The 21,564-nt window shown below is 59.9% G+C and carries 14 protein-coding genes and 2 tRNA genes; 4 read left to right on the top strand and 12 right to left on the bottom strand.

Annotated features, from left to right (window positions below; translation table 11 throughout):
• Positions 1-26: 26 nt before the first annotated feature.
• The 9 genes from ACZZ0D_RS21360 to rnr form a co-directional block, all read right to left on the bottom strand.
• Complete coding sequence (locus ACZZ0D_RS21360; protein ID WP_463554228.1) at positions 27-3,320, bottom strand: transglutaminase family protein; 3,294 nt, start codon at positions 3,318-3,320, stop codon at positions 27-29.
• 278 nt (positions 3,321-3,598) lie between these two features.
• Positions 3,599-5,911, bottom strand: a complete 2,313-nt coding sequence (locus ACZZ0D_RS21365; protein ID WP_053116779.1) for a YgiQ family radical SAM protein — start codon at positions 5,909-5,911, stop codon at positions 3,599-3,601.
• A 147-nt stretch (positions 5,912-6,058) separates the two neighbouring features.
• The gene (gene dnaB / locus ACZZ0D_RS21370) at positions 6,059-7,456 is read right to left on the bottom strand and encodes a replicative DNA helicase (protein ID WP_053116810.1); all 1,398 of its coding nucleotides are present in this window, start codon (positions 7,454-7,456) and stop codon (positions 6,059-6,061) included.
• Between the two features lie 120 nt (positions 7,457-7,576).
• The gene (rplI, locus tag ACZZ0D_RS21375) at positions 7,577-8,023 is read right to left on the bottom strand and encodes a 50S ribosomal protein L9 (protein ID WP_042557398.1); all 447 of its coding nucleotides are present in this window, start codon (positions 8,021-8,023) and stop codon (positions 7,577-7,579) included.
• 18 nt (positions 8,024-8,041) lie between these two features.
• Complete coding sequence (locus ACZZ0D_RS21380; RefSeq protein WP_212544907.1) at positions 8,042-8,935, bottom strand: hypothetical protein; 894 nt, start codon at positions 8,933-8,935, stop codon at positions 8,042-8,044.
• A 36-nt stretch (positions 8,936-8,971) separates the two neighbouring features.
• Positions 8,972-9,202, bottom strand: a complete 231-nt coding sequence (rpsR, locus tag ACZZ0D_RS21385; protein WP_002551829.1) for a 30S ribosomal protein S18 — start codon at positions 9,200-9,202, stop codon at positions 8,972-8,974.
• 28 nt (positions 9,203-9,230) lie between these two features.
• Positions 9,231-9,653 carry a 30S ribosomal protein S6 gene (gene rpsF / locus ACZZ0D_RS21390; RefSeq protein WP_003217491.1) on the bottom strand — a complete coding sequence of 141 codons (423 nt, stop codon included), beginning with the start codon at positions 9,651-9,653 and terminating at the stop codon, positions 9,231-9,233.
• A gap of 308 nt (positions 9,654-9,961) precedes the next feature.
• Positions 9,962-10,729, bottom strand: a complete 768-nt coding sequence (gene rlmB / locus ACZZ0D_RS21395) for a 23S rRNA (guanosine(2251)-2'-O)-methyltransferase RlmB (protein WP_463554229.1) — start codon at positions 10,727-10,729, stop codon at positions 9,962-9,964.
• The gene (gene rnr / locus ACZZ0D_RS21400) at positions 10,726-13,356 is read right to left on the bottom strand and encodes a ribonuclease R (protein ID WP_463554230.1); all 2,631 of its coding nucleotides are present in this window, start codon (positions 13,354-13,356) and stop codon (positions 10,726-10,728) included. The genes rlmB and rnr overlap by 4 nt, the downstream gene beginning before the upstream one ends.
• Before the next feature lie 225 nt (positions 13,357-13,581).
• Between rnr and ACZZ0D_RS21405 the strand changes: the two genes are divergently transcribed.
• The 4 genes from ACZZ0D_RS21405 to ACZZ0D_RS21420 all read left to right on the top strand — a co-directional run bounded on the left by ACZZ0D_RS21405 (position 13,582) and on the right by ACZZ0D_RS21420 (position 16,804).
• A tRNA-Leu gene (locus ACZZ0D_RS21405) sits at positions 13,582-13,668 on the top strand.
• Positions 13,669-13,849: 181 nt separating this feature from the next.
• A tRNA-Leu gene (locus ACZZ0D_RS21410) sits at positions 13,850-13,936 on the top strand.
• Between the two features lie 292 nt (positions 13,937-14,228).
• Entirely contained in the window at positions 14,229-15,239 is a 1,011-nt protein-coding gene (locus ACZZ0D_RS21415; RefSeq protein WP_159815253.1) for an extracellular solute-binding protein, read from the top strand.
• Positions 15,239-16,804: an ABC transporter permease gene (locus ACZZ0D_RS21420; protein ID WP_463554231.1), complete on the top strand. Its 1,566-nt coding sequence runs from the start codon at positions 15,239-15,241 to the stop codon at positions 16,802-16,804. Before ACZZ0D_RS21415 ends, ACZZ0D_RS21420 begins: the two co-directional genes overlap by 1 nt.
• A 110-nt stretch (positions 16,805-16,914) precedes the next feature.
• Here ACZZ0D_RS21420 and ACZZ0D_RS21425 read toward each other — a convergent pair whose 3' ends face one another.
• The 3 genes from ACZZ0D_RS21425 to ACZZ0D_RS21435 all read right to left on the bottom strand — a co-directional run bounded on the left by ACZZ0D_RS21425 (position 16,915) and on the right by ACZZ0D_RS21435 (position 21,520).
• Complete coding sequence (locus ACZZ0D_RS21425) at positions 16,915-18,849, bottom strand: methyl-accepting chemotaxis protein (protein WP_159815251.1); 1,935 nt, start codon at positions 18,847-18,849, stop codon at positions 16,915-16,917.
• A 139-nt stretch (positions 18,850-18,988) separates the two neighbouring features.
• Positions 18,989-20,278: an adenylosuccinate synthase gene (locus ACZZ0D_RS21430; protein ID WP_027921980.1), complete on the bottom strand. Its 1,290-nt coding sequence runs from the start codon at positions 20,276-20,278 to the stop codon at positions 18,989-18,991.
• A gap of 54 nt (positions 20,279-20,332) precedes the next feature.
• A complete protein-coding gene (locus ACZZ0D_RS21435; protein ID WP_007915833.1) occupies positions 20,333-21,520 on the bottom strand; it encodes an ATP phosphoribosyltransferase regulatory subunit in 1,188 nt (395 codons plus the stop codon).
• Positions 21,521-21,564 lie beyond the last annotated feature (44 nt).

Genomic DNA, 21,564 nt, shown 5'->3' on the forward strand with positions numbered 1-21,564 from the left:
ACATGACGCCCGGATATACGAAAAATCTAAGCGTCGCGTACGATTTGGAAACGTCGTAAATCGATTGTCATCGGTAGCTCGTCAGTGATTTCCACCTTCGGTATAGGAAGTTTCCCTGGCGTGTGTCCGACGCGGAAGAATCGCGCCATACGCCGGCTCTCCGCTTCGTTAGCGTTAACCGGCAGCGTCTCGTAATTACGCCCGCCGGGATGCGCGACGTGGTACTGACAACCGCCCAGTGATCGACCCATCCAGGTGTCGAGCAGGTCGAATACCAGCGGTGCATGTACGGGTATCGTCGGTTGCAGGCAGTTGGCCGGTTGCCAGGCGCGGTAACGCACACCGGCGACGAATTCACCGACGCGCCCGGTCGGGTGCAACGGTACCGCGACGCCATTACACGTCAGCAGATAACGCTGCGGCGGCAGCCCTTTGATCTTGACCTGCAAGCGCTCCAGCGATGAATCGACATAGCGCACCGTGCCGCCCGCCGCGCCCTCCTCACCCAACACATGCCAAGGCTCCAGCGCCTGGCGCAGTTCCAGTTCGATGCCATTGACGGCGTAATCGCCGACCTTGGGAAAACGAAACTCCAGATGCGCCGCAAACCATTCCGCCCGCAGTGGATAACCGGCGTTGTTCAGTTCGACGATGACGTCGGCGAAGTCCTGCTCGATAAAGTGCGGCAGTAAAAAGCGGTCGTGCAGTTCGGTGCCCCAGCGCGCCAGTTTCGTGGGCGCATAAGGTTCGCGCCAGAACCGTGCGACCAGCGCCCGCAGCAATAATTGTTGAGCGAGGCTCATGCGTGCGTGGGGCGGCATTTCAAAGGCGCGCAACTCCAGCAAGCCGAGACGCCCGGTGGCGCCGTCGGGCGAATACAGTTTGTCGATGCAGAATTCGGCACGGTGGGTATTGCCGGTGACGTCGATCAGCAAGTTGCGCAGCAATCGATCGACCAGCCACGGTGCGCATTCCTCGCCCGGCTCCGGCATCTGCGCGAAAGCGATTTCCAGCTCATACAACGCGTCATTACGCGCCTCATCGACACGCGGCGCCTGCGACGTCGGGCCGATGAACAAACCGGAAAACAGATACGACAGCGAAGGATGGTTGTGCCAGTAGCTGATCAGACTGCGCAGCAGATCAGGGCGGCGCAGGAACGGCGAATCCGCCGGCATCGCGCCACCGAGCACAAAGTGGTTACCGCCGCCGGTACCGGTGTGGCGGCCATCGATCATGAACTTCTCGGTGGTGAGCCGCGTCTGCCGCGCTTCTTCATAGAGGAACTCGGTGCGCTCAACCAACTCGTCCCATGTCGCCGATGGCTGCACGTTGACCTCGATCACGCCCGGATCGGGGGTGATGCGGAAGTTGCTCAGGCGTTGATCGCTAGGCGGCTCGTAGCCTTCCAGCAATACCGGACAATGCAGTTCTTCGGCGGTGGCCTCGATGGCCGCGACCAGTTCCAGATAATCTTCGACCCGCTCCAGCGGTGGCATGAACAGGTACAAACGCCCTTCGCGGGCTTCGGCACAGAACGCGGTGCGGGTCAGCCAATCGGCGGATTCGTCGATTTTTGGCGTGCGCTCATCAGACGTCGCCGGGTCGCCGTGAAGATTGAGTTGGGTGGTTTGCGGCAGCTCGGGAAAATCCTGATTCGGATCCTGAGGATGAATAAACGGGTACTCGGCGGCTTTCACCCACGGCTGCGAACCGAGCGGCAGGCGATAACCCAGTGGCGAATCCCCCGGCACCAGACGGCAATGCTCATCGCGCAGATACCAGCGGCCGCTTTGCCATTGATCGCCCTTGGCTGTGCGCGCCAGAGGCAGCACTTGGCCGATCACCTTGTTCAGGCCCTGACTGAAGACCTTGCGCAGGCGTGCGCGCTCCAGCGGCTCCTCCAGGCGCGAGTCTTCGGCGCTGACGTTGCTCGGCAGCGTGCCCTCGCGCCACAGGTAATAGAAGTTATCTTCGTAGGCCGGGAATACAAAACGTGTAGGCAATTTCAGGCGTTCGGCGACACTGGCCAGAAAACGCCCGGCCAATTCACCTGTGGCGCCGTAATCCTGTTGCTCGTCAGCGATCAGCGCATCGTTGTGCCAGACCGGCACGCCGTCGCGGCGCCAGTAGCAATTGAGCGACCAGCGCGGCAGTTGCTCGCCGGGATACCACTTGCCCTGACCAAAATGCACCAGGCCCTTCGGTGCGTAGTGTTTGCGCATGCGCTGGAACAATTCCGCAGAGAGACGGCGCTTGTCCTCGCCCAATGCAGCGGTGTTCCACTCGGCGCCGTCCGGGTCATCGATGGACACGAAAGTCGGCTCGCCGCCCATGGTCAGGCGCACGTCATCGGCTAACAGATCCGCATCGATCTGCCGGCCCAGCGCTTGAATCGCCAGCCATTGCTCATCGGTGTAAGGCTTGGTGACGCGCGGCGCCTCCCAGATCCGCTCCACCGACATTTCGTGGCTGAACACGCATTCGCAGGGTTCGACCAAGCCACTGATCGGCGCCGCCGAGGACGGATCGGGACTACAGGCCAACGGAATATGTCCTTCACCGGCGAACAGTCCGGACGTGGCGTCCAGACCAATCCAGCCAGCACCCGGCAAGTACACCTCACACCAAGCGTGCAGGTCGGTGAAATCCACTTCGGTGCCGGACGGGCCGTCGAGGCTTTTCACATCAGCGGTCAGTTGAATCAGATAACCGGATACAAACCTCGCGGCCAGCCCGAGGTTGCGCAGCAATTGCACCAGCAACCACGCCGAGTCGCGGCAGGAGCCGGAGGCGTGTTCGAGGGTGTGCTCCGGGGTTTGCACACCCGGTTCCATGCGGATCAGGTAGCCGATGTCTTCGCTCAGGCGCTGGTTGAGTGCGACGAGGAAGTCCACCGCTGGCAGCGGCGTGCGGTCGATGGCGTCCAGATAGGCTCTGAATTTTGGCGTCAGTGGCAGGGTTTCGAGATACGGCGCTAACTCTTTGCGTTCGTCCGGGGCGTAGGCAAAAGGGATTTTCTCGGCGTAGGGCTCAAGGAAAAAATCGAAGGGATTGAACACGGCCATTTCGGCCAGCAGATCGACCTCGATGCGTAACTCGTCGGTTTTTTCCGGGAAGACCAGCCGCGCGAGGTAGTTGCCCTGCGGGTCTTGCTGCCAGTTGATGAAATGCTGCTCGGGCGAGACTTTCAGCGCATACGACAAAATCCGCGTGCGACTGTGGGCAGCCGGGCGCAGGCGAACGATCTGCGGGCCGAGTTCGACAGCGCGGTCGTAGCGGTAATGCGTGACGTGATGCAATGCGACATGAATCGACACGGCGTGCCTCCTGCGAGCCTAAGCGTATTCGAAAGCGCGCAAGACTTATGCCATGCAGAGGCTTGGGCGCTTTCCCGGAATGCTTAGGGCAGTACAGCACCAAAATCGGGCGATGCGGGGAAATGGTTAGGCGAAGTTGCGCCTAAATGTGGCGAAGATCAAAAGATCGCAGCCTGCGGCAGCTCCTACAGGGAAACGCGAATCCCACTGTAGGAGCTGCCGCAGGCTGCGATCTTTTGACTCAAAAAAAAACGCCAACCCTAAGGTTGGCGTTTGCTTTAGCGCGGTACGACCGGCTTGCGGGTCGGTTTCGGCCCTTTGCCTTTCGCGGCGTCCTTACGTTCCTTGGCCGCCTGCTGGTTACGGGCAAATGCCGCCGCCTTGGCCTGCTCACGCTTGTCCCACGGATTACCACCATCACTGGCACGCGGCGGCAGACCGGTGTGCTGCGTGAGGATCTTGGTGGTCTTCTCTTTGCCTTCTTTCGCCACTTTATGGCTGCCAGCAGGCGTCGAGTTCTTGCGACGGGCGCTCTGGTAGCTGTCGGTGGTCGGCTGGTGCGTCGGGATCAACTGATCCTTGCCCGAACCAATCAGGTCGCCGCGACCCATGCGGATCAGCGCTTCACGCAGCATCGGCCAGCCTTTCGGGTCGTGATAACGCAAGAACGCCTTGTGCAGACGACGCTGCTCTTCGCTCTTGACGATATTCACGCCGTCACTCTTGTAAGTGACCTTGCGCAGCGGGTTCTTGCCCGAGTGATACATCGCGGTGGCGGTGGCCATCGGCGACGGGTAGAACGCTTGCACCTGGTCGGCGCGGAAGCCATTGCCCTTGAGCCACAGGGCCAGGTTCATCATGTCTTCGTCGGTGGTGCCCGGGTGGGCGGCGATGAAGTACGGAATCAGGTACTGTTCTTTGCCCGCTTCCTTGGTGTACTTCTCGAACATGCGCTTGAACTTGTCATAGCTGCCGATGCCCGGTTTCATCATCTGGTTGAGCGGACCTTCCTCGGTGTGTTCCGGGGCGATCTTCAGGTAACCGCCGACGTGGTGGGTCACCAGCTCTTTGACGTACTCCGGCGACTCGACCGCGAGGTCGTAGCGCAGGCCGGAGGCAATCAGGATCTTTTTCACACCCGGCAAGGCACGGGCGCTGCGGTACAGCTGAATCAGCGACGAGTGGTCGGTGTTCAGGTTCGGGCAGATGCCCGGGAATACGCAGGACGGCTTGCGGCACGCGGATTCGATTTCCGGCGTTTTGCAGGCGATGCGGTACATGTTCGCGGTCGGGCCACCGAGATCGGAGATGACGCCGGTGAAGCCTGGCACCTTGTCGCGGATCTCTTCGATCTCGCGAATGATCGACTCTTCGGAACGGTTCTGGATGATCCGGCCTTCGTGCTCGGTGATCGAGCAGAAGGTGCAGCCACCGAAGCAGCCGCGCATGATGTTCACCGAGAAACGGATCATGTCGTAGGCCGGGATTTTCTCCTTGCCGTACGCCGGGTGCGGAACACGGGCGTAAGGCATGCCGAACACGTAGTCCATTTCTTCGGTGGTCATCGGAATCGGCGGCGGGTTGAACCAGACGTCGACTTCGCCGTGCTTCTGCACCAGCGCGCGGGCGTTGCCCGGGTTGGTTTCGAGGTGAAGCACGCGGTTGGCGTGGGCATAAAGCACCGCATCACCGCGGACTTTTTCCATCGACGGCAGGCGGATCACGGTCTTGTCACGAGTCATGCGCGGGCTGGCCAGAATCTGTACAACCTTGGCTTCCTGCGGATCGTCGACCGGGCCCTTTTCCTGTTCAATGGCGCAGGCCTGGGTGTCCTGGGTGTTCACGTACGGGTTGATGATCTTGTCGACCTTGCCCGGACGGTCAATGCGCGTCGAGTCAACTTCGTACCAGCCTTGCGGCGTGTCACGACGAATGAACGCGGTGCCGCGCACGTCGGTGATGTCTTCGATCTTGTGGCCGTAGGACAGACGCTGGGCGACTTCGACAATCGCGCGCTCGGCGTTGCCGTACAGCAGAATGTCGGCGCAGGCGTCGATCAGGATCGAGTTACGCACGCGATCCTGCCAGTAGTCGTAATGGGCGATGCGGCGCAGGGAGGCTTCGATGCCACCGAGAACGATCGGCACATTTTTGTAAGCTTCTTTGCAGCGCTGGCTGTAGACCAGGCTCGCGCGATCCGGACGTTTGCCGGCCATACCGCCCGGGGTATAGGCGTCGTCGGAACGGATTTTTTTGTCGGCGGTGTAGCGGTTGATCATCGAGTCCATGTTGCCGGCCGCGACGCCGAAGAACAGGTTCGGCTCGCCGAGCTTCATGAAATCGTCTTTGGACTGCCAGTTTGGCTGGGCAATGATCCCGACGCGGAAGCCTTGTGACTCCAGCAGCCGGCCGATGATCGCCATGCCGAACGACGGGTGATCGACGTAGGCATCACCGGTGACGATGATGATGTCGCAGGAATCCCAGCCAAGCTGATCCATCTCCTCCCTGCTCATCGGCAGGAATGGCGCTGGCCCGAAACATTCGGCCCAGTACTTTGGATAGTCAAATAACGGCTTGGCTGCTTGCATGTCGATAACCGGTGTTGGCTTTCATTGAATTTCGCGGGCGCGGAATATAGCACAAATTTTGACCAATTCCGACGGCTGTGGTCGGAAATTGTGCCGACCCCATTCGCGAGCAAGCCCGCGAAGGCGTCAGCTCAGACGATGAAGAGCTTACTCGTCGTCGTCGAAGTTATAGCTGCCCGGCGCAAGGTTTTCGAAACGGGTGTACTTACCGATAAACGCCAGGCGGATAAAGCCGATTGGCCCGTTCCGTTGCTTACCGATAATGATTTCGGCGATGCCTTTATGCTCGGTTTCCGGGTGATACACCTCGTCGCGGTACACGAACATGATCACGTCAGCATCCTGCTCGATCGCTCCGGATTCCCGGAGGTCGGAGTTGATCGGGCGTTTGTTCGGCCGCTGCTCGAGGGAACGGTTGAGCTGCGACAGCGCCACCACCGGGCAGTTGAATTCTTTGGCCAGGGCTTTCAAGGAACGCGAGATTTCCGAAATCTCGTTGGTGCGGTTGTCGCCGCCGGAACCTGGAATCTGCATCAATTGCAGGTAGTCGATCATGATCAGGCCGATGTCACCGTGCTCACGCGCCAGACGCCGGGTTCGCGCACGCATTTCCGACGGGCTGATACCGGCGGTGTCGTCGATGAACAGCTTGCGGTCATTGAGCAGGTTGACCGCCGAGGTCAGTCGCGGCCAGTCGTCATCTTCTAGCTGGCCGGAACGCACCTTGGTCTGGTCGATGCGGCCCAGCGAGGAGAGCATACGCATGACCAGCGATTCGCCTGGCATCTCGAGGGAATACACCAGAACGGCTTTGTCGCTGCGCAGTACGGCGTTTTCCACCAGGTTCATCGCGAAGGTGGTTTTACCCATCGACGGACGACCGGCGACGATAATCAAGTCAGCTGGCTGCAAACCGCTGGTCTTCTCGTCGAGGTCGGTGTAGCCGGTGGACAGGCCAGTAATCGCGTTGTCGGTGTTGAACAGCGTGTCGATGCGGTCGATTGCCTTGGTCAGCAAATCGTTCACGCCTACTGGGCCACCGGTTTTCGGCCGGGCCTCGGCAATTGCAAAGATCTGACGCTCGGCTTCGTCGAGGATTTCCTCGGCGGTGCGCCCTTCCGGGTTGAAGGCGCTGTCGGCGATCTCGGTGCTGATGCCGATCAGTTGGCGCAACGTCGCACGCTGGCGGACGATCTGCGCATACGCCTTGATGTTGGCGACGGACGGTGTGTTTTTCGCCAGTTCGCCAAGGTAACCGAGGCCGCCCACTTGCGAGGTCTGACCTTCCTTGTCCAATTGCTCGGCAAGGGTCACGACGTCGATCGGCGAGTTCTGATCGGCCAGTTTGGCGATTGCACGGAAGATCAGGCGGTGGTCATGTCGATAGAAATCACCGTCGGAGACTTGATCGAGCACGCGTTCCCAGGCGTTGTTGTCCAGCATCAGACCACCGAGTACAGCCTGTTCGGCTTCGATGGAATGCGGCGGCACCTTCAGGGCAGCGGTTTGCAGATCGTATTGCTCGGGAGCGGAGATATCGTTCATGGCCACTTGAGTTTGGTTGAAAATCAGGAATTGCAGAAAGACAAAGGGCACGACCTGTAAACAGGATCGTGCCCGATGTTAACCGCCTGACGGGCAAGCCGCCAGCCGATCAGGTGTTGCTTAAGCTGCTACCACGACAACGCGTACGGTGGCTTCAACTTCGGCGTGCAGGTGCACAGCCACGTCGAATTCACCTACGTTGCGGATGGTGCCGTTCGGCAGACGAACTTCGCTCTTCTGCACTTCAACGCCGGAGGCGGTCAGTGCGTCAGCGATGTCGTGAGTACCGATCGAACCGAACAGCTTGCCTTCGTCGCCAGCGGTGGCAGTGATGGTCACTTCCAGCTCGGCCAGTTGGGCAGCACGGCTTTCAGCCGATGCTTTACGGTCTGCAGCAGCTTTTTCCAGCTCGGCACGACGCTCTTCGAACGCAGCGATGTTCGCTGGGGTCGCGGCGGTAGCTTTGCCGTAAGGCAGCAGGTAGTTACGACCGTAACCGGCCTTAACGTTTACTTTGTCACCCAGGTTGCCCAGGTTGGTGACTTTTTCCAGAAGGATCAGTTGCATGTGAAAATCCTCTAACTTTTAACCTTCACCGTTCGCGCTGTCGGTGTCTTTCGACACGTGACGACCGCGAAAATCAATCAGGCTGTCGACAATGGCCAAAACCACGAGCAACGGATAGATCAGCTGCATGAACAGCAACAGCGTGACGTACAACCCCACCAGCCAGAAACCGGCCAGTCGCTTCTGCCCGACCAGCCCGTGAATCAAGGCAAGTCCGGCGAACACCAGCGGTACACTGCACAACGGCGTCAACATGGCCATCTGTGCACCGAGATTCGGGCCCAGAAGCATCAACGCCAGCAGTAACATCGCCGGCCCCAGCGGGATCCGAATGGCGCGAAACTCGCGACCAAAACCACCCGGGTTGTACAACAACGCCTGCCAATGACGCCCGACAATCAGGCTCAGCACGCTGACGATCTGCAACAACGCCGCAATCAGTCCGGTCAGGACTGGTGCAATCAGGGACGCGAAACGCGCTTGCTCATCGACCGACAATTGCTTGTAGGTCTCACCGAGAAGCGCGGGCATTACCTTGATAAGGGCCTGCGCGAGCATCTCGATCTGGGCCGCAAACGCCGCCCCGAGCACCACTGAAAACACCACTCCTATTGCCACGCTGGCCAGCAGCGTACGAACCCAGGACTCACTTGCGCGCAAAATCAACGCAAGCCCCGAAGACCCCAGCAGCACCAGAAGTGCCCGTGGATCATCGGCGTACAACCACCAGACCAAGGCCGGCAGCAGTCCCAGCAACAGAACACCAAGGGCGTCTGTCAATCCGCGCCGCAGCAGCACGAGGCTCCCGGCGGCGGCACCCAACCAATACAACAACGGCAATGTTGCACATCCGGCCACTACGAGAGTGGCCTGCATGCGGCCGCGCATGATGAACTCAGCTAAGGCACGCATGCATTCAATCCTTTGCTACTTGTCGACTGCCCGGTCTCAGCGGCCGTGGCTGTCGGTGTAGGCCAGCAGGGCCAGGAAGCGGGCGCGCTTGATAGCGGTGGCCAGCTGACGCTGATAACGAGCTTTGGTACCGGTGATGCGGCTTGGAACGATTTTGCCGGTCTCGGATACGTAGGCTTTCAGAGTGTTGAGATCTTTGTAATCGATCTCCTTCACGTCTTCAGCGGTGAAGCGGCAGAATTTACGACGACGGAAGAAACGTGCCATTTGATAGGCTCCTTAAAAGGTCCGTGGATTACTCGTCAGCGTTATCGCTGTTGTCGCTGTCATCACTATCAGCGCTTTCAGCGCCTTCGTGCTCAGGACGGTCGCGACGCTCACGGCGCTCACTGCGGTTTTCTTCAGCCTTGAGCATCTCGGATTGGCCGGTAACGGCTTCTTCGCGACGGATGACCAGGTTACGGATCACTGCATCGTTGTAGCGGAAGTTGTCTTCCAGCTCGGCCAGGGCCTTGCCAGTGCACTCAACGTTCAGCATCACGTAGTGAGCCTTGTGAACATTGTTGATTGCGTAGGCCAGTTGACGACGGCCCCAATCTTCCAGACGGTGGATTTTGCCGCCGTCTTCTTCGATCAGCTTGGTGTAACGCTCAACCATGCCGCCGACTTGCTCGCTTTGATCCGGGTGAACCAAAAAGATGATTTCGTAATGACGCATGAATGCTCCTTACGGGTTGTAGCCTGCCGCTCAAAAACGGTCAGACAAGGAGTGAATGACACTTATGGACTTGCTGGCGCGGGGCACATGCGTGCCTGCCGTCACAGCAAGGGGCGCAATTGTAGAGAAGGGACAGAAGAGGTGCAAGGCAATTGGTGATTATTTGAACAATCACCAATCTTCGCCCCGACGCAAAACCACTGTGGGAGCGGGCTTGCTCGCGAATGCGATACATCAGGCAACATTAATGTCGCCTGACACACCGTTTTCGCGAGCAAGCCCGCTCCCACATTTGGATCGTTTTGGAATCAGGATTTCTTGGTAGCAGGCTTGGCTTTTACGCCGCGCTGGCGCTGCGCTTCGAACAGGCAGACGCCCGTCGCGACCGAGACGTTAAGGCTGCTGACGCTACCGGCCATCGGCAGCTTCACCAGATAGTCGCAGTGTTCGCGGGTCAGGCGACGCATGCCTTTGCCTTCGGCGCCCATGATCAGAATGGTCGGGCCCGTCAGATCCTGGTCGTAGATGCTGACTTCAGCTTCGCCTGCTGTGCCGACAACCCACAGACCGCGCTGCTGAAGCTTTTCCAGGGTGCGCGCAAGGTTGGTCACGGCCACCAACGGAATCACTTCCGCCGCGCCGCAGGCCACTTTACGCACGACCGGCGTCAGGGTTGCCGACTTGTCTTTCGGCACGATCACCGCCAGCGCACCCGCCGCATCGGCCGAACGCAGGCAGGCGCCGAGGTTGTGCGGATCGGTCACGCCGTCGAGCACCAGCAGCAACGGTGCGCCGTCAGTGCGATCAAGCAGCTCGTCGAGCATCGCTTCGCCCCAGACCTGGCTCGGGCTGACTTCCGCGACCACGCCTTGGTGAACGCCTTCAACCCAAGCGTCCATTTCGCGGCGCTCGGCCTGACCGACCTGGACACGGTTTTCGTTGGCCAGCTCAACCAGGGTCTGCACGCGCGGATCGTTGCGGCTTTCCGCCAGCCAGATCTGCTTGACGCGCTTCGGGTGGTGACGCAGCAAAGCTTCTACCGCGTGAACGCCGTAGATTTTTTCCAACTGACTCATGACTTCGCCTTCGGTTTACGCGCCCCGCCACTTTTGGCTGGAGCAGCACCCGCTTTTGGCGGGCCTTTACGATGTTTGCTCGGTTTTGCTGACTTGCCGCCGGAGGCCTTTTCAGGCGCCGACCGCCCGGTCTTTCCCCCAGGCGCCGCTTTACCACCGTTTTTGGCGTCGGAAAGCAGAGCCTTCTTCATTTCACGGCTTTTACGCAGCTCGGCGTTTTTCGCCACAGCGTCGCTTGGACGATAGGCTTCAGGAGCTTTCTCTTTCGCTGGACGGCGACCTGCGGTTTTTGCAGGAGCCGCTTCGGCTTTTTCCTTCGCGGCTGGCGCGGCAGTTTCAGCACCACGCTTTTTGCGACCGATCGGCGCGCTGATGGTTTTTTCGGCCATCTCGAAGTCGATCTTGCGCTCGTCGAGGTCAACGCGCATGACGCGCACTTCAACGGTATCGCCGAGACGGAAGCTACGACCGGTGCGCTCGCCCGCCAAGCGGTGATGCACAGGATCGAAGTGGTAGTAATCGCCCGGCAGCGCGGTGACGTGCACCAGGCCTTCGACGTAGATATCAGTCAGTTCGACGAACAGACCAAAACCGGTCACCGCCGTGATCACGCCAGGGAACGACTCGCCCACGCGATCCTTCATGAACTCGCACTTGAGCCAGTTCACCACGTCGCGGGTCGCTTCGTCGGCACGGCGCTCGCTCATCGAGCACTGCTCGCCGAGTTGCTCCAGCGCCGCTTCGTCGTACGGATAGATACGCGCTTTCGGAATGGTCATCGCACCGGCACGGCGAACGTGCGGAGTGTCCTGCTTCGAATGGATCACGCTGCGGATTGCGCGGTGCGTGAGCAAATCCGGGTAACGACGGATCGGCGAGGTGAAGTGGGTATAGGCTTCGTAATTCAGGCCGAAGTGGCCCTGATTGTCAGCGCTGTACACCGCCTGGCTCAGCGAACGCAGCATCACGGTCTGGATCAGGTGGAAATCCGGACGATCCTTGATGCTCGCCAGCAGTGCCTGGTAGTCCTTCGGCGACGGGCCGTCCTTGCCTTTATGCAGGGACAGGCCGAGCTCGCCAAGGAAGGCACGGAGTTTTTCCAGACGCTCTGGTGGCGGGCCATCGTGGACGCGGTACAGCGCAGGAATTTCGTGCTTCTTGAGGAACTCGGCGGTGGCCACGTTAGCCGCCAGCATGCATTCTTCGATCAGCTTGTGCGCATCGTTACGGGTGGTCGGACGGATCTCGGCAATCTTGCGCTCGGTACCGAAGATGATTCGGGTTTCCTGCGTTTCGAAATCGATCGCGCCACGTACGTGACGAGCCGCCAGCAGCACCTTGTACAGCGCATAAAGCTGCTTGAGGTGCGGCAGAACGTCGTTGTACTCACCGCGAAGCTGACGCGCCTCGGTGACTTTCGGCGTTTCCAGCATCGCGCTGACTTTGTTGTACGTCAGGCGAGCGTGGGAATGGATCACCGCCTCATAGAAGCAGTAGTCGGTCATTTCGCCGGATTTGGAGATGGTCATCTCGCAAACCATAGCCAGACGATCGACGTGCGGGTTCAGCGAGCAGAGGCCGTTGGACAGTTGCTCAGGCAGCATCGGCACGACACGCTCGGGGAAGTACACCGAGTTGCCGCGCACTTGCGCTTCGTTGTCCAGCGCCGAACCGATTTTCACGTAGCTGGAAACATCGGCAATCGCCACGTACAACTTCCAGCCGCCGGAGAACAGGCGCAGCTTGCCCGGTTTGGCTTCGCAATAAACCGCATCGTCGAAGTCGCGGGCATCTTCGCCGTCGATGGTGACGAACGGCAGATGGCGCAGGTCGACGCGCTTCTCTTTGTCTTTTTCTTCGACTTCCGGCTTGAGCTTGGCGGCTTCTTTCAGTACGGCTTCGGGCCAGACGTGCGGAATGTCGTAAGTGCGCAGGGCAACATCGATTTCCATGCCCGGCGCCATGTAGTTGCCGACCACTTCGACCACATCGCCTTGCGGCTGGAAGCGCGGCGTTGGCCAGTGGGTGATTTTCACCTCGACGAACTGACCGATCTGCGCGTTGGCATTACGGCCCGGCGTGACCAGCACTTCTTGCTGGATCTTCGGGTTGTCGGCAACGACGAAACCGATGCCGCCTTCTTCGAAGTAGCGACCGACGATGGTTTCGTGAGCACGCGAAACCACTTCGACGATCACGCCTTCGCGGCGACCGCGACGGTCAAGACCGGAAACACGGGCCAGCGCACGGTCACCGTCAAACACCAGACGCATCTGCGCCGGGCTCATGAACAGGTCGTCGCTGCCGTCGTCCGGCACCAGGAAGCCGAAACCGTCACGGTGACCGCTGATGCGACCGAGGATCAGGTCGAGCTTGTCGACCGGCGCGTACGTGCCGCGGCGGGTGTAGATCAGTTGAGCGTCGCGCTCCATGGCGCGCAGGCGGCGGCGCAGGGCTTCGATCTGGTCTTCTGTGGTCAGACCAAACTCTTCGACCAGTTGCTCGCGGGCAGCAGGCGAACCCCGATCGGCGAGGTGCGCCAGGATCAGTTCGCGGCTAGGAATAGGGTTTTCATATTTTTCCGCTTCACGAGCGGCCTCGGGATCGAGGGACTGCCAATCGGCCATTAGAGAGTTTTCACCTTGTCTATATGCGGGTTAGTTTGGCATAGGCGCCATGAAACGGGAAATTTCCGCTTCTATAAGGCGCGTATCCGGGGCTGTAGCGTTGCTTGAAAGCCGTTTTGACCACCGCTGGTAAAAAAAATCATGTTTTTTGCTGAGAGGGGTTTACAGTTAAAAAGACGCTCCGTATAGTGCGCGCCATCGACGACGCACAGCGTTGCCGATACTGCCCAGATGGTGAAATTGGTAGACACGCCAGCTTCAGGTGCTGGTGACCGCAAGGTCGTGGAAGTTCGAGTCTTCTTCTGGGCACCAATTTAGAGTTTGAGACTAGATCAGTTTCAAGACTCACACAAAAACCCGCGAAAGCGGGTTTTTTGCATTCTAAGGAACGCTTTTGTTAAAACCGATTTATTAAAATTAAATCAGGGGTTTACAGATTAAAAAGCGCTCCGTATAGTGCGCCACATCAACAGCGGCAACGCTAGCGATGATTGCCCAGATGGTGAAATTGGTAGACACGCCAGCTTCAGGTGCTGGTGACCGCAAGGTCGTGGAAGTTCGAGTCTTCTTCTGGGCACCAATTCAAATTCAAGGTTACGGCCTTGGATTTCACAAAAACCCGCGAAAGCGGGTTTTTGCGTTTCTGGCTTCCCGAAACCCTGATATCACCATGTAGGAGCTGCCGAAGGCTGCGATCTTTTGATCTTGTTTTTCCAAAGAGCAAGATCAAAAGATCGCAGCCTTCGGCAGCTCCTACGGTTCAACGAAGTCGTCGTATCAGAGCTGGCGGCCTCTCGCAAGGCGCACTTGAGAAACAATATCGTTTATCATTGTTGCAAGTTTTTGCAATGCGACAGTGAGGAACCCTGCGAATGACGTTTCGAAATACCCTGCGCCGAGGCCTGACCTTCACCCTCCTCGGCCTGGCGCTCGCCACTCCCCTCACCCAGGCTGCCGATGCGGTTTCCCTGACTCTCTATAACGGCCAGCACAAGGAAGTCGGCGACGCGATCGCCAAAGCCTTCGAAGCCAAAACCGGCATTCACGTCAATGTCCGCAAAGGCAGCAGCAATCAGCTCGCCAGCCAGGTCATCGAAGAAGGCGACCGCTCCCCCGCCGATGTGATCTACACCGAAGAATCGCCGCCGCTTAACAATCTCGGCGAACTCGGCCTGCTGGCGAAAACCGATGACGCCACTTTGGCTGTGCTTCCGGAAAAATATGTAGCCGGCAACGGCACCTGGATCGGCGTCACAGCGCGCGTTCGCGTGGTTGCCTACAACCCGAAACTGGTCGATGAAAAAGACCTGCCGAAATCGGTGATGGAATTCTCTGATCCGCAGTGGCAAGGCAAAGTCGGCTTCGTACCAACTAGCGGCGCGTTCCAGGAACAAGCCGTAGCGATCATCAAGCTGCACGGTCGTGACGCTGCCGAAGAATGGCTGACTGGCCTGCGCGCATTCGGCAAAACCTACAGCAACAACATGGTCGCGCTCAAAGCGGTGGAAAACGGCGAAGTCGCTACCGTACTGGTGAACAACTACTACTGGTTCGCCCTGCAGCGCGAGAAAGGCCAACTCGACTCGAAACTGCATTACTTCACTGGCGGCGATGTCGGTGGCTTGATCACCGTATCGAGCGCTGCCGTGCTGAAATCCAGCAAGCATCCTAAAGAAGCCCAGCAATTCCTCGCCTACATGGCCAGCGAAGAAGGTCAGCGCGTGATCACTCAGACCACCGCCGAATATCCGCTGCACAAAGGCATGGAATCGGATCGCGGGCTTAAGCCGTTCAGCGAGCTGGAAGCGCCGAATGTAACGCCGGCCGATCTGGGCAATGCCGAAGAAGCGCTGGAACTGGAACGTGAAGTTGGCTTGAACTGATGGCCGCATCGTTATCCGCCCCCGCCGCGCGCGGGGGTTACGTACCAAAGCGTAAGCGGCCGTCGATCTGGCTGGTGCTGCCAGTGTTGCTACTGGTGGTGCTCAGCCTTTTGCCGCTCGCCTACGTCGGACTGAAAGCCTGGCAGGCCGGTTGGGCCGAGGCGCTGCACTTGCTGTGGCGCCCGTACGTGTTCGGCTTGCTGCGCAATACGCTGGCATTGATGGTTGGCGTGACGATTACCTGCGGCGTGATCGGTCTATCGCTGGCGTGGCTGCTGGAACGCAGCAATCTGCCGGGGCGGCGCTTGTGGGGCGTGATTCTGTGCCTGCCGTTCGCAGTGCCGGCGTTTGTCAGCAGCTTTACCTGGGTTTCTTTGAGCGCGCAGTTCGAAGGGCTCGGCGGGGCGATTCTGGTGATGAGCCTGTCGAAGTATCCGCTGATCTTTCTGCCGGTAGCGGCGACCCTGCGCAATCTCGATCCCTCCCTTGAAGAATCCGCACGCACCCTCGGGCAGAATCGCTGGGGGGTGTTTTTCCGCGTCACCCTGCCGCTGCTCTGGCCGTCGCTGTTGGCCGGTTCGCTGCTGATTGCCTTGCACATGCTGGTGGAATTCGGCGCGCTGTCGATCATCGGCCTGCAAACGTTCACTACCGCGATCTATCAACAGTTCGAGCTGGAATTCAGTAACGCCAACGCAGCGATGCTTTCCGCGGTGTTGTTGGCACTGTGTCTGCTGCTGTTGTGGCTGGAACTGCGCGTACGTGGCAAAGGCCGGCATGTGCGCACCGGGCAAGGCGCGGCGCGTCAGGCGGAGCAAGTTCGATTAGGTCGCTGGGCTTCGCTGGGTCAGTTTTATTGTCTGGCGCTGGCGATTGTCGGCAGCGGAATTCCGCTGGGGATGCTGGCGTACTGGCTGGCGGTCGGTTCGTCGGCAGCCTTTCCGGTGGCGGCGATCACCGAAGCGCTGCTGTCGTCGCTGGCGTTGTCACTGGGCGGCGCGGCGTTGTGCCTGGTGCTGGCAGTGCCGGTGGGTTTGCTGGTGGTGCGCTACAAAGGCCAATTGGCGATTTGGGCTGAGCGTCTGCCGTACCTGTTGCATGCGCTGCCGGGCTTGGTGATTGCGCTGACGCTGGTGTATTTCGCCCTGCATTACGTGCCGGCGCTGTACCAGACTTCGGGGTTGTTGCTGATCGCTTATGCGCTGCTGTTTCTGCCGCTGGCGCAGGCACCGATTCGTACTGCACTGAACAAGGCTGCGCCGCAGCTTGAAGAGGCTGCACGGACGCTGGGCGCTTCGTCGTTCACGGCGTTTTGCCGGGTGACGCTGCCGATTATTTTCCCGGCATTGGGCGCGGCGTTTGCGCTGGTGTTTCTCGATGCGATGAAGGAATTGACGGCGACGCTGCTGCTGAGTCCGACCGGGCTTAACACGCTAGCGACTGAGGTCTGGGCGCATACCGCGAATGTCGAGTTTGCGGCGGCGGCGCCTTATGCGGCGTTGTTGATTTTGGTGTCCGGGTTGCCGGTGTATCTATTGACGACGCGGATGTATCTGAGCCGCTGAAATCGCCTTCGCGAGCAAGCCCGCTCCCACATTTTGATCACATTCCAGCGCTGGAACTCGGTCAACATGTGGGAGCGGGCTTGCTCGCGAAAGGGCCCTTAATCACACCATCAAGCCCTGAACTGCCCCAGACTCGCCTTCAGCTGTGCAGCCAACCCATCCAGCACCTTGCCACTCGCCGTGGTTTCCACCACCGCCTGCGCCGCTTTCTCGGCCTGCGCATGAATCGTCTCAACCCGCCCACGCACCGCCTGCGCACCCTGCGCCTGATGCGCCGCTGCCTGCGTCGCCAGACCAATCGCCGCATGCACCTGCTCAACCGAGGCCTGCACCGATTGCTGCAAGCGCGCACTGTCGCGCAACACCAGCAAGCCTTCGCTAGCCTGACGCCCGGCCTGACCAATCGCCTCAACCGCCTCACGCGCACCCTGCTGCAAAGCAACAATGTGCGCCTGAATATCGCCGGTGGAGCTTTGCGTCTTGCTCGCCAACGCACGCACCTCGTCCGCCACTACCGCGAACCCACGCCCGGTTTCACCCGCGCGCGCCGCTTCAATTGCCGCGTTCAGTGCCAGCAAATTGGTCTGCTCGGCGATCCCGTGGATCACCGTCAGCACCACTTCAATCTGTTCACTCTGCTGCGCCAATCGCTGGATGACTTTCGCTCCAGTGTCGACCTGTCCCGCCAACGCCTCAATCAAGCCGCCGACCTTGGCCGACGTGCGCGTGTTCTCATCAGTGGCCTGACGAATATCCACCACCTGCTTCAACGCCGCCTGCATCGCATGGCTTTCCGACTGTGCCTCGTCGGCCATTTGCGACAGTGCGCGCAGACTCTCCGCCACTTCATCACGCTGCATCCCGGCCGCTGCATCGGCACCAGCATTGCGCAGAGTCATCGCGCCGATTTCCACGCCGGTACGCTGGGCGACATCGCCCGCCTCGCGCACGATCGGCTGCAACTTATCGACAAAGCGATTGACCGCCGAAGCCATGTCGCCGATTTCGTCCTTGCTGTTGATCTGCACCCGCTTGGTCAGATCGCCCTCGCCCGCTGCCAGATCATCCATCGCGGCATTGAGCATCTTCAGGCGATTGACCACGCGATGGCCCAACACCACGGCCAGCAACAGCAGCACGCCGCAGCCGACCAGCGCCAGGCCCAGACCGATTCTCCAGCGCAGCGTCGCCGCTGCTTCTTGCACGGTGCTGGCGGTGTTGGCTTTCATTTCAGCAGCGGTGGATTGCGCCGATTGCAGACGCGCTTGCATGGCTTTCGCGCTATCGGCGGCGGCACCTTGAAGGCTGTCGCCGACCAGCTGATCACTGCTGGCGATCAGCGCCGAAAAGCGTTTATCCAGCGCGGCCAGATCGGTTTCCACTGACGCCGTGGAAACACCCATCAGCACCTTGCCGATTTCCACGCCGTTGGGATTGATCGAGGCTTCAAGGTAGTAAACGGATGGGTCGTTTTTCGCCGCATCCAGCACTTTATCCAGCGCACGCTCGCCTTGGCCTTTCTCCAGCAAGGCTTTGTTGATCGGGTTTTCGCGGTTGAGATAACGGGTCAGGTGCTGGCCGGTGGCATCGTCGTACACCACGAACAGCACGTTGGGATTGCGCTGGGCACGACGGGCGAATTCGGAGAGGGTCGGCACGTCGCTGTCCCACATCGCGCGCGGCGCAACGGAGGCGAGCAGTTGCGCCATGTCATTGGCCGAGTCCTTGAGGTCTTTTTCCAGAGTCGCACGCAGCTGTGCCTGCTCATCCTTCAGACGCGTGGACAAACCGGCGGTCAAGCGCTGGCGGGTGCTGCTGGAAAGGTTGTCCAGGCTCGACGTGACTTCACGTCCGGCCTGCTCCAGCTCACCAGAGAGTTTCTGGCTGTCGGCACCGAGGCGCACGGCCAGATCGGCTTCCAGCGCCGTGACGGTGCTCCGTGTCAGGGCGACGGCCACCAGCACTTGCACCAAAAGGGCGATACCAAGGGTAACGAATACCGGGCGCAACAAACGGCTTTGTAACAGTGAGAGAACGGCCGACACTGTGAATACCTCTACTTCTGACGCCATTAATTTGATGGCACTCTTGTAGGAAGTTTCACAGCAAAGGTCATGCCGTCCGACAGGCATAAACGACAAAGGCCCCGATTAAGGGGCCTTTGTTTTTTACATCAACGACTTATCAAGCAAACGGATGACGCAGAACGATGGTTTCGTTGCGATCCGGGCCCGTCGAAATAATGTCGATCGGTGCGCCGATCAACTCTTCAACGCGCTTGATGTAGGCACGAGCGTTAGCCGGCAGCTCTTCCAGGGTTTTTGCACCCACGGTCGATTCAGTCCAGCCCGGCACTTCTTCGTACACAGGCTGCAGGCCTACGTAGCTGTCAGCGTCGGTCGGAGCAACGGCGTTGCCTTGCGCGTCTTTGTAGCCGACGCAGATGTTGATGGTTTCCAGACCGTCGAGTACGTCCAGCTTGGTCAGGCAGATGCCCGAGATGCTGTTCACATCGATAGCGCGACGCAGGATAACGGCGTCGAACCAGCCGCAACGACGGGCACGGCCGGTGGTAGCGCCGAACTCGTGACCTTGCTTGGCCAGGTGCGCGCCGACTTCGTCGAACAGCTCAGTCGGGAACGGGCCCGAACCGACGCGAGTGGTGTAAGCCTTGGTGATGCCCAGGATGTAGTCCAGGAACATCGGGCCAACGCCCGAACCAGTCGCCACGCCACCGGCTGTGGTGTTGGAGCTGGTCACGTACGGGTAGGTGCCGTGGTCGATGTCGAGCAACGAACCCTGGGCGCCTTCGAACATGATGTCTTTGCCGGCGCGACGCAGGTCGTGCAGCTCGGCAGTCACGTCGAGCATCAACGGCTTGAGCAGCTCAGCGTATTCCTTGCACTCGGCCAGAGTCTTTTCGAACTCGATCGCCGGCTCTTTGTAGTAACCGACCAGCATGAAGTTGTGGTAATCCACCAGTTCACGCAGCTTGTCTTCGAAGCGCGGCATGTTCAGCAGGTCGCCAACACGCAGGCCACGACGAGCAACCTTGTCTTCGTACGCCGGGCCGATGCCGCGACCGGTAGTACCGATCTTCAGCTCGCCACGGGCCTTTTCACGAGCCTGATCCAGCGCTACGTGGAAGGACAGGATCAGCGGGCAGGACGGGCTGATACGCAGACGCTCGCGCACCGGTACGCCTTTCTCTTCCAGCTTGGTGATCTCGCGCAGCAGGGCGTCTGGTGCAACCACCACGCCGTTGCCGATCAGGCACTGCACGCCTTCGCGCAGCACGCCCGACGGGATCAGGTGCAAAACGGTTTTTTCGCCGTCGATCACCAGGGTGTGACCAGCGTTGTGGCCACCTTGGTAGCGCACTACGGCGGCAGCATGTTCGGTCAGCAGATCAACGATCTTGCCTTTGCCCTCATCACCCCATTGGGTGCCCAGGACTACGACATTCTTACCCATAACACTTGTCCTCATTCGCGCAAACTTGGTGCCGGCGATGGCCGGCAGGAAAACTCAAGAAGCCAGTGGCGAAACTTGCCAAAGCCCGTTCTGCTGAATCAATTGCCGGTCGCAGTCCGCATCACGGGCGGCGGCCAAAGGTTGTCCAGGCAACGCCTGAACGACACGCTGACCCTCACTGCGCAACTGGCAAACCTGCTGCCAGAGTGCCGCATCCGTACTGTCAGGCATCCAGATACCGCCAGACGGTAGCTCGATCTCAGCACGCCCCAGGGTCACCAGGGTTTTCAAATCGGTGGAAAAACCTGTCGCCGGACGAGCGCGACCAAAATCGGCGCCGATGTCGTCGTAGCGACCGCCCTGAGCGATGGACTGGCCAACGCCCGGCACAAACACCGCGAACACCACACCGGTGTGGTAGTGGTAGCCACGCAGCTCGCCCAGATCGAAGTACAGCGGCAGCTCCGGGAAGCGTGCCGACAGACGCTCGGCGATCGCCAGCAAATCTTCCAGTGCTGCCAGAACCGGCGCCGGCGCATTCGCCAGACGCTCGCGGGCAGCGCTCAACACTTCACGGCCGCCGCACAGATCAACCAGCGCACGCAGCATGCCGGACAGATCGGCCGGCAGACCTTCGGTCAAGGTAATGACCTCGTCGATGGCCTTGCGTTGCAGGGCATCGAACAACTGCTGCTCGACTTCACCAGACAGACCGGCGGCACGCGCCAGACCACGGTAAATGCCGACATGCCCCAGATCCATGTGCACATCCGGCACATCGGCCAGTTGCAGCATGGCCAGCATCAGGCTGATCACTTCAACGTCGCTGCTCGGGCTGGCGTCGCCGTACAACTCGGCGCCCAACTGGATCGGGCTGCGCGAGGACGACAATGCACGCGGTTGCGCATGCAGCACGCTGCCGGCGTAGCACAGACGGCTCGGGCCTTCGCGTCGCAGGGTGTGCGCATCGATGCGCGCCACTTGCGGCGTGATGTCCGCCCGGAAACCCATCTGCCGGCCCGATTGCGGGTCGATGACCTTGAAGGTACGCAGATCCAGATCCTGGCCCGCGCCGGTCAGCAGGGATTCCAGGTACTCGATATGGGGAGTCACGACAAACTCGTAACCCCAGCTCTGGAACAGATCCAACACCTGACGACGCGCGACTTCAATGCGCGCCGCCTCCGGTGGCAGTACTTCTTCGATGCCATCTGGCAGCAGCCAGCGGTCTACCGTTGCCATTACGCCATTCCCCTTTGATCCGGGCGGCCAGCACGAGGGCGAGC

It is taken from the genome of Pseudomonas sp. AC193 (assembly GCF_979258075.1).